14 protein-coding genes are annotated in these 13,340 nt (G+C 70.6%); 9 read left to right on the top strand and 5 right to left on the bottom strand.

Annotated elements, in window-relative coordinates:
* Both N1028_RS14475 and N1028_RS14470 read right to left on the bottom strand, forming a co-directional pair.
* On the bottom strand, positions 1-939 hold the full coding sequence (locus tag N1028_RS14475; RefSeq protein ID WP_259530073.1) for an NAD(P)H-binding protein: 939 nt from the start codon (positions 937-939) through the stop codon (positions 1-3).
* Between the two features lie 93 nt (positions 940-1,032).
* Positions 1,033-1,866 (bottom strand): SDR family NAD(P)-dependent oxidoreductase, encoded by an 834-nt coding sequence (locus N1028_RS14470; RefSeq protein WP_259530072.1) that lies wholly within the window; start codon positions 1,864-1,866, stop codon positions 1,033-1,035.
* Positions 1,867-2,074: 208 nt separating this feature from the next.
* Between N1028_RS14470 and N1028_RS14465 the strand changes: the two genes are divergently transcribed.
* From N1028_RS14465 to N1028_RS14435, 7 genes are all read left to right on the top strand, one after another.
* The gene (locus tag N1028_RS14465) at positions 2,075-2,794 is read left to right on the top strand and encodes a GntR family transcriptional regulator (RefSeq protein ID WP_259530071.1); all 720 of its coding nucleotides are present in this window, start codon (positions 2,075-2,077) and stop codon (positions 2,792-2,794) included.
* Between the two features lie 114 nt (positions 2,795-2,908).
* Positions 2,909-3,952: an ABC transporter substrate-binding protein gene (locus N1028_RS14460; protein WP_259530070.1), complete on the top strand. Its 1,044-nt coding sequence runs from the start codon at positions 2,909-2,911 to the stop codon at positions 3,950-3,952.
* 94 nt (positions 3,953-4,046) lie between these two features.
* Positions 4,047-4,904: an ABC transporter permease gene (locus N1028_RS14455; protein ID WP_259530069.1), complete on the top strand. Its 858-nt coding sequence runs from the start codon at positions 4,047-4,049 to the stop codon at positions 4,902-4,904.
* The gene (locus tag N1028_RS14450) at positions 4,904-5,767 is read left to right on the top strand and encodes an ABC transporter permease (RefSeq protein WP_259530068.1); all 864 of its coding nucleotides are present in this window, start codon (positions 4,904-4,906) and stop codon (positions 5,765-5,767) included. The genes N1028_RS14455 and N1028_RS14450 overlap by 1 nt, the downstream gene beginning before the upstream one ends.
* Before the next feature lie 14 nt (positions 5,768-5,781).
* On the top strand, positions 5,782-6,648 hold the full coding sequence (locus N1028_RS14445) for an ABC transporter ATP-binding protein (RefSeq protein WP_259530067.1): 867 nt from the start codon (positions 5,782-5,784) through the stop codon (positions 6,646-6,648).
* Between the two features lie 5 nt (positions 6,649-6,653).
* Entirely contained in the window at positions 6,654-7,739 is a 1,086-nt protein-coding gene (locus tag N1028_RS14440; protein WP_259530066.1) for a zinc-binding dehydrogenase, read from the top strand.
* A gap of 13 nt (positions 7,740-7,752) precedes the next feature.
* A complete protein-coding gene (locus tag N1028_RS14435; protein WP_259530065.1) occupies positions 7,753-8,940 on the top strand; it encodes an FAD-dependent oxidoreductase in 1,188 nt (395 codons plus the stop codon).
* A 45-nt stretch (positions 8,941-8,985) separates the two neighbouring features.
* Here N1028_RS14435 and N1028_RS14430 read toward each other — a convergent pair whose 3' ends face one another.
* Positions 8,986-9,825 (bottom strand): helix-turn-helix transcriptional regulator, encoded by an 840-nt coding sequence (locus N1028_RS14430; protein WP_259530064.1) that lies wholly within the window; start codon positions 9,823-9,825, stop codon positions 8,986-8,988.
* A gap of 131 nt (positions 9,826-9,956) precedes the next feature.
* Here N1028_RS14430 and N1028_RS14425 point away from each other — a divergent pair, with 131 nt between their 5' ends.
* Positions 9,957-10,901, top strand: coding sequence for an SDR family oxidoreductase (locus N1028_RS14425; RefSeq protein ID WP_259530063.1), 945 nt, complete (start codon positions 9,957-9,959; stop codon positions 10,899-10,901).
* Here N1028_RS14425 and N1028_RS14420 read toward each other — a convergent pair.
* The gene (locus tag N1028_RS14420) at positions 10,873-11,352 is read right to left on the bottom strand and encodes a MarR family winged helix-turn-helix transcriptional regulator (RefSeq protein WP_259530062.1); all 480 of its coding nucleotides are present in this window, start codon (positions 11,350-11,352) and stop codon (positions 10,873-10,875) included. The genes N1028_RS14425 and N1028_RS14420 overlap by 29 nt on opposite strands.
* Positions 11,353-11,483: 131 nt before the next feature.
* Between N1028_RS14420 and N1028_RS14415 the strand changes: the two genes are divergently transcribed.
* Positions 11,484-12,713, top strand: coding sequence for an acyl-CoA dehydrogenase family protein (locus N1028_RS14415; protein ID WP_259530061.1), 1,230 nt, complete (start codon positions 11,484-11,486; stop codon positions 12,711-12,713).
* A 44-nt stretch (positions 12,714-12,757) separates the two neighbouring features.
* On the opposite strand, the gene N1028_RS14410 is transcribed toward N1028_RS14415, so the two are convergent.
* Positions 12,758-13,285, bottom strand: coding sequence for a hypothetical protein (locus tag N1028_RS14410; RefSeq protein WP_259530060.1), 528 nt, complete (start codon positions 13,283-13,285; stop codon positions 12,758-12,760).
* Between the last annotated feature and the right edge of the window lie 55 nt (positions 13,286-13,340).

Here is a 13,340-nt window from a genome sequence, read left to right as displayed (position 1 = left end):
TCAGGCCCCCTCGGGCACGACCGTGGGCACAGGCGGCCAGCCGGCCCGCCGCTCGAGCATGAGATCGCGGAGGGTGCGCGGAGCGCGGCCCGTGAAGCGCTCGACCACGTCGGTGGTGCGGCCGAGGTGCCCGGCGCGGATCATCTGCCCGAAGGTCACCATGCCGTCGCTGGCCCACGGGACCGGCGAGTTCGAGAAGTCGCCCGTGGCGTCGCGCGGCACGCCGAGCGCATCCCACATGGCGTACATCTCGTCGTCGGTGAGGTCGACGATCTGGATGGGCGCACCGCTCAGCTCGGCGATCATCTCGCCGACCTCGCGATAGGTGAGGAGCTCCGGGCCCGTCACGTCGTAGCCCGTGTTCGGCTCGCCCTCGCCCTTCAGCACCGCGGCAGCCACGGCGGCCACGTCCTCGCGGGCCACGAACGCCACCGTGCCGTCGCCGGCGTTGCCGATGCTCTGGCCGGAGGTGATGGCGATCGCGGCCTGGTTCTCGGCCATCGCGTCGGCGTACTGGTTGTTGCGCAGGAAGTTCCAGGTGATGCCGCTGTCCTTGATCAGGCCCTCGGTGAACTTGTGGTCGGCCACCTCCACCGAGTTGACCTCGGGGCGCTCGGTGCCGATGAACGAGGTGTAGACGATGTGCTCCACCCCGGCCTCGACCGCCGCCTCGACCGCGTTGCGGTGCTGAGCCTGCCGGCTCGGCCCCGCCTCCATGGCCGAGACCATGAAGAGGTGCGTTCCCCCCTGGAACGCCGCCACGAGCGACTCCTTGTCGCCGTAGTCGGCCCGTCGCGTGGTGGCACCGAGCTCCCGCCACTCGGCGAGAGTCGCGTCGTCGCGGCTGGTCACCACGAGCTGGTCCGGTCCGAGTTCTTCCAGCAGCTGCCGGGCGACTGCGCCCGAGACGTAGCCGCCCACTCCGGTCACGATGTACATGCGGTTTCCCCTTCGAAACTGCCGGACCGCGTCGTCGCGGTTCCGAGACCCATGGTTGCCCACGGATTGTATGATGTCAATATCGTATGACAATCAGGCTTCGAATGCGGCGATGAGGTCCGCATCCACGGGCGCCGGATCCCAGAGCCCTGCGCCGCCGCCCCACCGGTTCGTGTTCTGCACGCTCGCGCCGCCGTCGACCGAGAGCACGGCCCCCGTGACGTAGGAGGAGTCGTCGCTGAGCAGGAATGCCACGGCAGCGGCCACCTCGTCGGGCTCTCCGGCGCGGCGGAGCGGAGACGTGCTCGCGCGCTTCTTCATGTCCTGGATGCCCGCCTCGCCGAAGATCGGCGTCGGCACGATGCCGGGAGCGACCCCGTTCACGCGCACGCCGATCGGACCGGCGTAGACGGCGGCGCCGTGCACCAGGCCGATGACGCCGTGCTTCGACGTGGTGTAGGCGAGGAGGTCGGACGCGCCCCGGAGGCTAGCGATCGAGGCCGTGACGACGATCGATCCCGTCGTGCCGGTCTTCACGAAGTGGCGTAGCGCCGCCCGGGTGCCGAGGAACGGGCCACGGAGGTTGACGGCCATCACGGCGTCCCACTCGTCGACGGTCGCGTCGGTCAGCTGGATCCGGGGCTTGCCGGCGATCCCGGCGTTGAGGTGGTGGAGGTCTGCCGATCCGAAGGTCTGGATCGCCGCCTCGAGGTAGGCGTCCACGCCCGCCTCGGTCGAGACGTCGGCGCCCACACCGATGGCCTCGCCCTCGAGCGCGTCGGCCGCCGCCTTCGCGCGGTCGCCGTCGAGGTCGACGATCACGAGGCGCGCCCCCGCCGCCGAGAGCCGGTCGACGACGGCCGAGCCGATGCCGCCGACGCCTCCCGTCACGATCGCGACCTTGCCTTCGAGTCCTGCGTACGTCATCGTGCCGCCTTTCACTGCCCCGGAGAACCGGTCGTCGCGGCCGCCGGATGCGTCGTCGCATCCGATCGTCTGCCGCAGATTGTCTGACGATAATATATTGTCAAGCGCCGCGCCTGCGTCGCAACCCCGATTCGCGCCGCCCGCCTTCCCCTGGTCCGTCACGGGCTCCCTGTATGATCGGCACACCATCACGCAGTTAGGACCTATGATGACCGCTCCCAACACCCTCTCCGCGGCCTGGTCGAGCGCCCATGTGGAACGCGTGGCGGCACCGCTGCGCGAGCAGGTGATCACCGCTCTCCGCTCGGCCATCCTCGACTTCACCCTCCGGCCGGGTCAGCGGCTCGTCGAGCGCGAACTGATCGAGCAGCTCGGCGTCTCCCGCACCACCATCCGGGAGGCCCTGCGCGAGCTGACGAGCGAGGGGCTCGTGACGGTCGTCCCCCAGCGCGGTGCCATCGTGAGCGCTCCCTCGCTGGCCGAGGCGGAGGATCTGTACGAGATCCGCGCGGTGCTCGAGGCGATCCTCGTCGAGCGATTCGTCGAGCGCGCCACCGACGAGCAGCTCCAGCGCCTGAAGGACGCCGTCGACCACTTCGCGACCGCCACGGCCGGCAGCAACGAGATCCGCGTCGTGCTCGACGCGAAGGACGTGCTCTACGTCGTGCTGATCGAGGGGGCCGCGAGCCCGGCACTCAAGAACATCATCGAGGGCATCCAGGCCCGCGTGCGCATCCTGCGGGCCACGTCGATGGGCGAGCCCGGGCGCGCCGAGGAGGCCGCGGCCGAGCTGCAGGCCATGGCCGAGGCGGCCCTCCGCCGCGACGGCGCCCTCGCCGCGCAGCTGTGCGCCACCCACGTGCGCAACGCCTCGAAGACGGCGCTGAAGAGCCTGCGGCTCTCGGAGAAGTCGTCCGACGCGACCTGAGCAGTCGCCCTCCGACACCCTCCGAACGGGGGTGGGGGGCCTTGACCATTCCGGCAGATCATATTATTGTCCGACAAAAGCCATGATCTGTCTCAATGGAGAGGACCCTTCATCATGTCTGCACGTCCACAGCACACTCAGCGCCTGATCCGCGCCCTCGCGGGCGTCGCAGCCCTCGGCCTCGCGGCGTCCCTCGCCGCCTGCTCCTCGGGCGGGTCCTCCGGGGGAGACTCCGGCGGCAGCGTCGCCGACGAGGTGGCCCCGGGCGATCCGTTCGCCCCCGAGACCACCGACGTCTCACTCACCGGCATCAAGGGCCCCGGGACCATCCCGCTCCAGACCGCCGCCGACGAGTTCGGCGCCGAGTACGGCCTCACCATCGAGCCCTACTTCGTCGACAACAGCGGTGTGGCCGTCACCTCGGTGATCTCCGGCGACGCCGCGGCCGCGAACACGAGCTACTTCGGCGTCATCGACGCCATCCAGCAGGGCCTCGACCTCGTGGTGATCGCGGAGGGCTGGGCCAGCTCGCCGCTGACCAGCTCGCTCGAGGCGCTCCCGTCCTCCGGCATCACCGAGCTCGCCGACCTCGAGGGCAAGACCGTCAACGTGATCTCGCTGTCGTCGAGCCACGCCATCAAGCTCCGCGACGCGATGCTCAAGGAGGGTCTCGACCCCGACGCCGTCGACTGGGTCGAGCTGCCCTACGGCGAGGTCGCCGCGGCGCTCGAGCAGGGCACGATCGACGCCTCGAGCGCCGTCGGGCCGACCCTCGCGGCCGTTCGCGCCCTCGGCGGCGTCTCGGTCTTCGACTACGGAGCCGGTGACTACGAGGGCATGGCCGAGTCCGGCTGGGTCGCGTCGCGGGAGTTCGCCGAGGCCAACCCCAACACGATCGCCGCGATCCAGTGCTCGCTCTTCGACGCGCAGGGCGCCCTGGTCGAGGACCGCGCCTACTTCGAGGAGCAGTTCTCGGCCTTCCTCGGCGCACCCCCTGCGGTCGCCGCCGCCGAGGTGATGCTCGACTACCAGTCGGAGAACCGTCTCGACGAGATCCAGCGCAACGCCGACGTCTACTTCGAGAGCGGACGCCTCACCGAGGAGTTCGACCTCACCGAGTACGTGCTCCCGGCTCCCGAGAGCTGCGACGCCGCGTGAGGCACCGGGGCGCCCTCACCACCGCGTGAAGGCGCCCCACCCCCTCCTGCCAGCCCGCTCGACCGGCCGCATCCGTCCGTCTGGAGACCCGACCTTGGCGATCGCCACCCCTGCTCCCCCCGCCCCCACCACGGGCCCCACGCCGCCCCGCGCGCAGAAGCCGCGCAGCACCGCCCGACGCAACGCCGTGCTGCGGGGGCTCGCGGGCGTGGTCGGGCTCATCCTGCTGCTCGAGATCGTGTCGCGCTCCGGGCTCGTCAACACCAACTTCCTGCCGCCGTTCTCGAGCGTGCTGTGGAAGGCCATCACCCTCTGGGGCGACGAGGTCTTCCGCGCCGACGTGCTCTCGACGCTGCTCACCTACGTCTACGGCATGCTCATCGCCTGCGCCATCGCGATCCCCGTCGGCGTCGTGCTCGGCATGTTCCGGCCCGCCTACCGCGGCGCCCGCGCGATCGTGGAGCTCATGCGCCCGATCCCGCCGGTCGCCCTCGTGCCGCTCGTGCTGCTCGTGCTGGGCGCGGGCCTCGAGATGAAGCTCGTGATCGTGGTCTTCGCCGCGATCTGGCCGATCATGTTCAACACCCTCTACGGCGTGCACGACGTCGACCCCTACGCCAAGGAGATGGCGCGCAGCTTCGGGGTGAGCCGCTTCGGCGTCATCCGCCGCGTCGTCATCCCCTCGGCCGCGCCCTTCGTGGTCACCGGCATCCGGATCGCCTCGTCGATCGCGCTCATCGTGGTGATCACGGTCGAGCTCATCGCCGGCGGAGCCCAGGGCATCGGCGCCTTCATCTCGCGGGAGCGCGCGTTCAGCGACGCCGAGAGCTATCTCGCCGTGCTCGCCGCCACCGTGACCGCCGGTCTCCTCGGCCTCGTCATCAACCTCGGCATCGGCTGGCTGGAGCGTCGCTTCTTCGGCTGGGACGCCACCGCGAGAGGAGGTGCGTGATGACCGTCGCACCCGAGAAGAACACCCGGAAGTCCGAGCGGGCCGAGCGCGCAGCCCGGCCGGGGCGCCCCGGCCGTGGACGCGGCGTGCTCGTGGCCCTCGGCTACTTCTTCATCCCGCTCGCCGTGCTCGTCGTGCTCTGGCAGATCGCCACCACCGTCGCACCGTCGCCCTTCTTCCCGCCGCCCGTCGACATCGCCGAGAACCTCGTGAAGCTGCTCTTCGGCGGTGACGCGGTCTTCACCGAGGTGTTCTACAACGACTTCCTCGCCACCGTGGGGCGGATGCTCGCGGGCTACGCCATCGGCGCGGCGTGGGGCATCGTGGTGGGCACGGCCATGGGCCTCAGCCAGGGCTCGCGCGAGACCGTGACGCCCATCGTGGAGTTCCTGCGGTCGATCCCCGCCACGGCCACACTGCCGCTGTTCATCATCCTGCTCGGCGGCGGAGACGACATGCGCATCATCTTCATCGCCTACGGAGTCTCCTGGTTCGTGCTCATCAACACCGCCTCCGGAGTCGGCTCAATCCACCGCACGATGCTCGATCTCGGCAAGGTCTTCAAGATCTCGCCCGCACGCCGGCTGTTCAGCATCGTGCTCCCGGCGGCGAGCCCCAAGATCTTCGCCGGCCTCAGGATCGCGAGCACCGCGGCGCTGCTGCTCGCGATCGTGTCGGAGTTCATCCTCGCCTCCAACGGCATCGGCTTCCAGCTGATCCAGGCTCAGGGCCGGTTCCAGCTGCTCAACATGTGGTCGTGGATGCTCGCGCTCGCCATCCTGGGCCTGCTCATCAATTTCGTGCTCGACGCCGTGGAGAACCGCGTCCTCTCCTGGCACAAGCTCTCCCGACAGAAGATCTGAAAGACGGTGCTCCCATGACCGACAGCCTCCCCACGACCAGCGCCGGTGCGCCCACGCAGGGTGCGGCTCCGACGCGACCGGCCGGCACCGCTCCCGGCACGCCGGGCGCCGCGGTCGTCGTCGACCACGTCTCGCACACCTACGGGCGCGGCGACACCGCCCACCACGCCATCCACGACCTCAACTTCGAGGTCATGCCCAAAGAATGCGTCTCGATCGTCGGCCCCTCCGGCGCCGGCAAGACGACCCTCCTGCGCACCCTCGCCGGGCTCCTGCAGCCGAGCGAGGGGGCCGTGTGGGTCAACGGCAAGAAGAACACCGGGGTGCCGGACGGCATGGCGATGGTGTTCCAGGACTACAGCCGCTCGCTCCTGCCGTGGCTCTCGGTGGAGCGGAACGTCGCGTTCCCGATCGCCGGCTCCTCGCTCTCGAAGCCCGAGCGCAAGGCCCTCGTCGACGAGTCGCTCGAGGCCGTGGGGCTCAAGGGCTTCGAGAAGCGCTACCCATGGCAGCTCTCCGGCGGCATGCAGCAGCGCGTCGCCATCGCCCGCGCGCTCGCCTACCGGCCGAAGCTCATGCTCATGGACGAGCCGTTCGCCTCCGTCGACGCTCAGACCCGCGAGGGCCTCGAGGATCTCGTGCTCTCGATCCGCGACCGCTACGACATGACCATCCTCTTCGTCACCCACGACATCGACGAGAGCGTCTACCTCGCCAACCGCGTGCTCGTGCTCTCGCGCCCGCCCGCGACCCTCGTGGAGGACATCCGGGTGGAGCTCGCCGAACCGCGCGACCAGATCACGACCCGCGAGGATCCCGCGTTCATCCACCTCCGTGGCCACGTCGCGCGCCTCATCCACAGCGGCGGGGAACCGGTCTAGCCGCCGTGCAGACCCGCGCCGCCGTTCTCACGCAGTTCGAGAGCGATTTCTACGTCGGCCCCATGCAGCTCGCCGAGCCGGCCCCCGGCCAGCTCGTCGTGCGCACGACGGCCGCGCCCTTCTGCTCCACCGACTGGATGGGCTGGCGAGCGATGCGGCGCAAGCAGCCGCCGGTCGTGCTCGGACACACCGCGGTGGGCGTGGTCGAGCACGTCGGCAGCGCGGTCAGGGGCTTCGCACCGGGAGACCGCGTGGTGGTGGCCGGCACCCCGGAGTGCGGCGAGTGCTTCTACTGCGGGATCGGCCGCCCCGACCAGTGCTCGGTGCTGATGGACGGCTCGGATCCCGTCGTGGCCACTCTCCCCGACGGCCGCGACGTGCGGGCGGCCGGGCGCGTGGGTGCCTACTCCGAGCGGATGCTCGTGCAGGCCATCCAGGTGCACAGGCTCCCCGACTCGCTGCCGGACGAGGTCGCGTGCCTGCTCGGCTGCGGGGTCTCGACCGCGCTCGGCGCCGTCTTCACGATCGGTGAGGTGCAGCCCGGTCAGTCCGTCGCCGTGGTGGGCCTCGGTCATCTCGGGCTCTGGGCCGTGCAGGCCGCCCGGCTCGCGGGCGCCGGGCGCATCATCGGGATCGACGGCCACCCCGGCCGTCGGGAGCTCGCCGTCTCGATGGGGGCGACCGACACCGTCGACTCCGGCAGCAGCGATCCGGTGGCCGCCGTGCAGCAGCTCACCGAGGGCCGGGGCGCCGACGTCGTGATCGAGGCGGCGGGGCCCGCGATCGCCACCCGCCAGGCCGTCATGATGGCCAGGCGGGCCGGCACGGTCGTGCTCGCCGGTGTGGCCCACTCGGCCACCGAGGTCGACCTGCCCCAGCTGCAGCTCACGGTGCACGGCAAGCGCATCCTCGGCTGCCAGAACGGGCAGATCAGCCCGCGCACCGACATGCCGCGCTTCATCTCGCTGCTCGAGTCGGGCGAGCTCGATCCGAGCCCGTTCGTCACGCGCACCTACGCGCTCGACGAGATCGACACCGTCGTGCGTCGCTCGCTCGCCCTCGACGACATCACCGGCGTGCTCACGCCCTGACGGAAGGAACCCGATGGACAGCACGAGCGGAGCCGCCCACGTCATCGTCGCCGGAGCAGGGCCCGTGGGGCTCCTCGCGGCACTCGCACTGGCCCGCCAGGGCGTCACGGTCACGGTCCTCGAGCGCGAGACGGCGCTGAACGACTCGCCGCGCGCCGCCGTCTACCACTGGTGCGTGCTCGAGGTGCTCGAGAAGTTCGGGGTGCGCGCCGACGCCGAGGCGGAGGGTGTGATCGTGAAGGGCAACTCCTTCCGCCGGCCCTCCACCGACGAGTCGGTGTTCATCGGCAACTCCGTGATGGAGGGCGTCGTGCCCTTCCCCTACAACCTGAACCTCGGGCAGGGTGCGCTCGGCCGCATCTGCGTGGAGCACCTCGACGAGCTGCCGAACGCGACCGTGCTCTGGGGCGACGGCCTCGCCGCGATCGAGCAGCACGACGACTCGGTCACCGTCACCCTCGACTCCGGTCGCACGATCACGGGCGACTGGCTCATCGGTGCCGACGGCGGGCGCAGCACGGTGCGGAAGCTCCTCGGCCTCGGCTTCCCGGGCATGACCTGGGACGACCGGTTCGTGGCCACGAACATCCGCTTCGACTTCGAGGCGCACGGCTACCACCGGGCGAACATGGTGATGGATGCCGAGCTCGGCTGCATCGTGGCCCTGCTCGACCGCGACGGCCTCTGGCGGGTGACCTTCGCTGAGAGCGAGGAGCTGCCGGAGGAGAGCATCCCCGAGCGGATCGACGCGTTCATGCAGGCGTTCCTGCCGGGCGACAAGCAGTACGAGCTCGTGCAGTACTCGCCGTACCACATGCACCAGCGCTCGGCCGAGTCGTACCGAGTGGGCCGCGTGCTGCTCGCGGGCGATGCCGCGCACCTCACCAATCCCACGGGGGCGATGGGGCTCACGACCGGGGTCTTCGACGTGGAGCTGCTCGTCGACCGCCTCGGCGCCGTGCTCGCGGGCGAGGCCGGTGAGGAAGCCCTCGACGACTACGCCGAACGCCGGCGCACGGCGTTCCTGGAGAAGGCCTCCCCCACCGCGAGCCGGTTCAAGCATCTCGTCTACGACGGCGTGAAGGCCGACATCGACGAGGCCTTCGAGCTGTACCAGCGGGTGGAGGGCGACCCCGTCGCCTCCCGCGCCTTCTTCCTGGGCGTGCAGAACCTGCGCGAGCCCGAGTTCCGCAGCGTCTGACGCCGTCGGCCGCAGACCGGCTTGCCAGCCGACCAGGTGACGGAGTCAGGCCAGGGGCTGTGAGCCGAGCACCGAGAGCAGCTGCAGCTTCTCGTGCGACTCGGTGCCGGGAGTGGCGGTGTAGACGAGCAGCGAGTGCGACTGCACCGGGTCGAGCAGGCTCTGGCAGGTGAGCTCGAGGGCGCCCAGCTCGGGATGCACGAAGTGCTTGGTCTCGTGCGGGCGGAGGCCGACCTCGTGCTCGTCCCACAGCGCCCGGAACTCCGCGCTGCGCTCGAGCAGGTCGTCGCAGAGCGTCGCCGCGCGGGACGGTCGGCCCCGGCGGCCCAGCACCTCGCGGATCCCCGAGACCCACAGCCGGGAGAGGTACTCGTGCTCGTCGGCTCGGTACAGCGAGCGGCTGGCGGGATCGGCGAACCAGCGGTAGCCGATGCTGCGCATCGGGCCGGGCAGGGCGGCCATGTCTCCCGTGAGCGCGACGCCGAGTGGGGTCTGCCGCAGCGTCTCCCCCAGCTCCGTGACGATCTCGGCCGGGGTGTCCTGCAGGCGGTCGAGCACGCGCAGCAGGCCCGGACTGATGTGGTCGGCCGAGACCCCACGCACCGGAGGGCGATGGCCCGCCAGCTCGAAGAGGTGGTCGCGCTCGTCGACCGTGAGATGCAGCCCCTGAGCGATCGACGCGATCATCTGCTCCGAGGGCTGCGGGCCCGTGCCCCGCTCGATCCGGGCGTAGTAGTCGGGCGACATGTGGCAGAGCGCCGCCACCTCCTCCCGACGCAGCCCGCTCGTGCGGCGCCTCGGCCCGCGCGGCAGTCCCACGTCCTCCGGCTGCAGCGCCTGTCTCCGCCGCAGCAGGAACCCGGCCATGCCCTCGCGATCGATCACGGTCGCACCGCCCTCCTCGTCGACTCCCTTTCTACCGGAGCCGTGGCATCCGCAGCAGTGACCTGACGAGTCCTGGATGCGGATCGGCGGATGCCGGAGGCTCGGGGGACACAAGACCACAGGAGCCGCACATGCCTCACACCACGACCGATCTCACCCTCCCCGACCTCACCGGCCGCCGCGCGGTGCTCACGGGCGGCAGCGACGGCATCGGCCTGCGGATCGCCGCGCGCCTCGCCGCCGCCGGCGCCGAGCTCGTGCTGCCGGTGCGCAGCCCGAAGAAGGGCGAGGCGGCCCTGGCGATCATCCGTGAGCAGGCGCCGGATGCGACGGTGTCGCTCCGCACGCTCGACCTGTCGTCACTCGCGTCGGTCGCGGCCCTCGGCAGGGTGCTGCTCGACGAGGGCGCGCCGATCCACCTGCTCGTGAACAACGCCGGGGTCATGACACCCCCCTCGCTGCAGCGGACCGCCGACGGCTTCGAGTCGCAGTTCGGCACCAACCACCTCGGCCACGTCGCCCTCGTGGCGCACCTGCTGCCGCTGCTGAAGGCCGGGAAGGCGCGCGTGACCTCGCAGATCAGCATCGCGGCGAACAGCTACGGCATCAACTGGGACGATCTCGCCTGGGAGCGCTCGTACCACGGTGGGCGCGCCTACAGCCAGTCGAAGATCGCCTTCGGGCTCTTCGGGCTCGAGCTCGAGCGCCGGAGCTCCGAGCTCGGCTGGGGCATCTCGAGCAACCTCTCGCACCCGGGCGTCGCCCCCACGAGCCTGCTCGCGGCGCGGCCCGAGCTCGGGCGGAGCGTCGACACCCGGAGCGTCCGGGTGATCCGGTGGCTGTCGGCCCGGGGCATCCTGCTCGGCACCCCCGAGTCGGCGGCACTGCCGGCGCTCTACGCGGCCGCCTCGCCCGACGCCGTGGGCGGCCGGCTCTACGGCCCGAAGGGGCCGGGGCACCTCGGCGGCGCCCCGGCGGAGCAGCCGCTCTACTCGCGGCTGACGGGGCTCGACCAGGCCCGACGGGTCTGGGAGGTGTCGGAGGAGCTCACGGGCGTGGGTTTTCCGACGAGCTAGCTGTGGTTCCCCGGGCGAGTGCCTCCGCGATCTCACCGAGCACCTCGGCCGCGATGGCGAGCCGCTCGTCGGAGGCCGTGGAGAGCGGCTCGAGGTGCTCGGCCCAGACCTGACGGTAGCCCTCGAGGTTCGTGCGGGCCGTGACCGTGGGGTAGACCCGCACCTCCCGGCCGTCGCCCGCCGCCGAGCGCTTCTCGGCCAGGCCCTTCTCCACGAGGGCCGCGATCCTGGCGCTCGTGTTGCTCTTGTGCTGTCCGAAGGCGCGCGCGATCTCGGTCACGGTCGTGCCCGGCTCCTCCATCAGGATGCGCATGATGTCGGCCTCGGAGCGAGTGATGTGGATGAGGCCCGCGTGCGGCACGGTGACCTCGCGCTGGAGGTAGCGGAAGGAGTCGATCACGGACTGGCCGATCTCGCCGAGGAGCTCGGAACGGGGCGGGGTGCCGGTCATCGAAGCAGTGTAACGCGCGGCCGAAGAGGTGCTTGCAGGACGAGCCGGACATCCATATAGTTATAACCACTATAAATACCGAGTCTCGGCCGCGCGCCGGAACCGCAATGACGCGAATCGGAGACGCACGCATGTCGCTACTGCAAGACACCCCGGTCACGGACTCCCCCACGGCCGACGACCTCGTCGCCTACGCCAGGGGGCTGCGCGACCGCCTCCGTGAGCTCCAGCCCGAGCACGCGAAGCTCGGCACCTACTCCCAGGAGATCCACGACGCCTTCGTGGCCGGCCGGCTCTACGACATCCTGCGCCCCAAGAAGTACGGCGGGCTCGAGCTCGGCCTCGAGACCTACTTCAAGGTCGCCGTCGAGATCTCGCGCGGCGACCCCGGCGTGGGCTGGTCGTGGGAGCTCGGCTCGAGCCACGCCTACCAGTTCGCCTCGCACTTCCCCGAGCGCGCCCAGGAGGAGGCGTTCGCCGCCGAGCCCTTCATCTCGGCCTCGCGCGCGTTCCCGCAGAAGGCCACGGTCACCCTCGTCGAGGGCGGCTACCGGCTCTCCGGCCGCTGGGACTACAACTCGGGCTGCACCTTCAGCACCCACTTCATGCCGGTCGCGTTCGTGGAGCAGCCCGACGGCTCGAAGAAGCCGTTCATGTTCATCCTGCCCCGCGAGGACTTCACGATCATCGACGACTGGGGCGAGGGCCGCACCATCGGCCTGCACGCCTCGTCGTCGAACTCGATCGAGATCGACGACGCGTTCGTGGCCTCCTACAACGCGGTGCCGTTCAACTTCAAGGACATCGAGTGGGGCGCCGACGGGACCCCTGGCTACCAGCTGCACGAGAACCCGCTCTACCTCGGGCGCACCTCGTCGATCTTCATCGCCGGGCTCACCCAGACCATGGTGGGCTGCGCGCTCGCCTGCATGGACGAGTACGAACGGCTGATGGACCGCGGATCGAGCTTCCCGCCGCGCATCCCGCGCAGCGAGTCGCCCGAGTACCAGCTCTGGTACGGCAAGGTCGTGTCGCTCGCCGAAGCCTCCGAGGCCCTGCTGCTGGCCGCCGTGCGCGAGTTCGCCGAGCGCAACCAGGCCTGGGTCGACGGCGGGCCGGAGTTCACCACGCGCGACGACGTGCGCATCCGTGGCCAGATCGTGCAGGCGGCCCGGCTCTCGCAGGAGGCCATCGACGTGGCGTTCTCGACCGCCGGCACCACCTCGGCCGGCCTCGCGGGCACCAAGCTCGGCAAGTACTACACGGACGCGGCGATGTACCGCACCCACATCGGCGCCCAGCACGACGTGCTGCTCGCCTCGCTCGGCCGCGTGCTGCTCGGCCAGCCGCTCACGATGTAGCCCCTGCGGCCGGCTCGGCGATCGCGGGGCCGGCCGCCTGTCTTCTAGGAGTCCGACACCGTCCATCGGCCCGCCGCACCGTAGCCGACGGATTCCAGCGTGGCCCCGCTCTCGACCATCAGGAGCTGGCAGCCCTCCGCCTGCCCCTCGGTCACGTCACCGGTCGGGTTGCAGTCGAAGTTCCCGCCGATGTCGATGATGTTCAGCGGAGTCACCTCGCCGCTCGAAGCGGAACCCTTCCACAGGCTCCTGTCGAGGGAGTCGTCAGCTCCGTCGAACTCCACCTCGTAGTGCACGAAGTACGGGGTCTGGCCCTCGAGCTCGTCGAGTTCGATATCGACGAGATCGGAGGCCGGCCGCTCCTCGATCGAGGTGATCGTCAGGGATCCACCGGAGATGCCGGCGCTCTCGCCCACCGTGAGGTCGGCAGGCACACCGCAGGCCGCCAGCAGCAGCGCGACGGGCGCGGCGAAGGCGACCGACGCGATCGAGCGTCGGAGGGTTGTCGTCCCCCCGCCCCACCGCCGGTGTGCACTCGTTCTCCGTGTCGCCGTCTGCGATTCGCTGCGCATCGATCTCCCCTTCGGTCGTGTCCGGGCCTTATGGCTCCCTCCAGCGTCGCCCAGC

This window comes from Herbiconiux oxytropis (genome assembly GCF_024979315.1).
In the GTDB taxonomy this organism is placed as follows: domain Bacteria; phylum Actinomycetota; class Actinomycetes; order Actinomycetales; family Microbacteriaceae; genus Herbiconiux; species Herbiconiux oxytropis.
The sequence above is the reverse complement of the archived record's forward strand: the minus strand, read 5'-3'. Positions and strand labels throughout refer to the sequence as shown.

Bases quoted from the DNA above. Each gene is read 5' to 3' on its own strand.
- N1028_RS14475 (WP_259530073.1), bottom strand. From the start codon at position 939: ATGTACATCGTGACCGGAGTGGGCGGCTACGTCTCGGGCGCAGTCGCC.
- N1028_RS14470 (WP_259530072.1), bottom strand. From the start codon at position 1,866: ATGACGTACGCAGGACTCGAAGGCAAGGTCGCGATCGTGACGGGAGGC.
- N1028_RS14465 (WP_259530071.1), top strand. From the start codon at position 2,075: ATGACCGCTCCCAACACCCTCTCCGCGGCCTGGTCGAGCGCCCATGTG.
- N1028_RS14460 (WP_259530070.1), top strand. From the start codon at position 2,909: ATGTCTGCACGTCCACAGCACACTCAGCGCCTGATCCGCGCCCTCGCG.
- N1028_RS14450 (WP_259530068.1), top strand. From the start codon at position 4,904: ATGACCGTCGCACCCGAGAAGAACACCCGGAAGTCCGAGCGGGCCGAG.
- N1028_RS14445 (WP_259530067.1), top strand. From the start codon at position 5,782: ATGACCGACAGCCTCCCCACGACCAGCGCCGGTGCGCCCACGCAGGGT.
- N1028_RS14435 (WP_259530065.1), top strand. From the start codon at position 7,753: ATGGACAGCACGAGCGGAGCCGCCCACGTCATCGTCGCCGGAGCAGGG.
- N1028_RS14425 (WP_259530063.1), top strand. From the start codon at position 9,957: ATGCCTCACACCACGACCGATCTCACCCTCCCCGACCTCACCGGCCGC.
- N1028_RS14420 (WP_259530062.1), bottom strand. From the start codon at position 11,352: ATGACCGGCACCCCGCCCCGTTCCGAGCTCCTCGGCGAGATCGGCCAG.
- N1028_RS14415 (WP_259530061.1), top strand. From the start codon at position 11,484: ATGTCGCTACTGCAAGACACCCCGGTCACGGACTCCCCCACGGCCGAC.
- N1028_RS14410 (WP_259530060.1), bottom strand. From the start codon at position 13,285: ATGCGCAGCGAATCGCAGACGGCGACACGGAGAACGAGTGCACACCGG.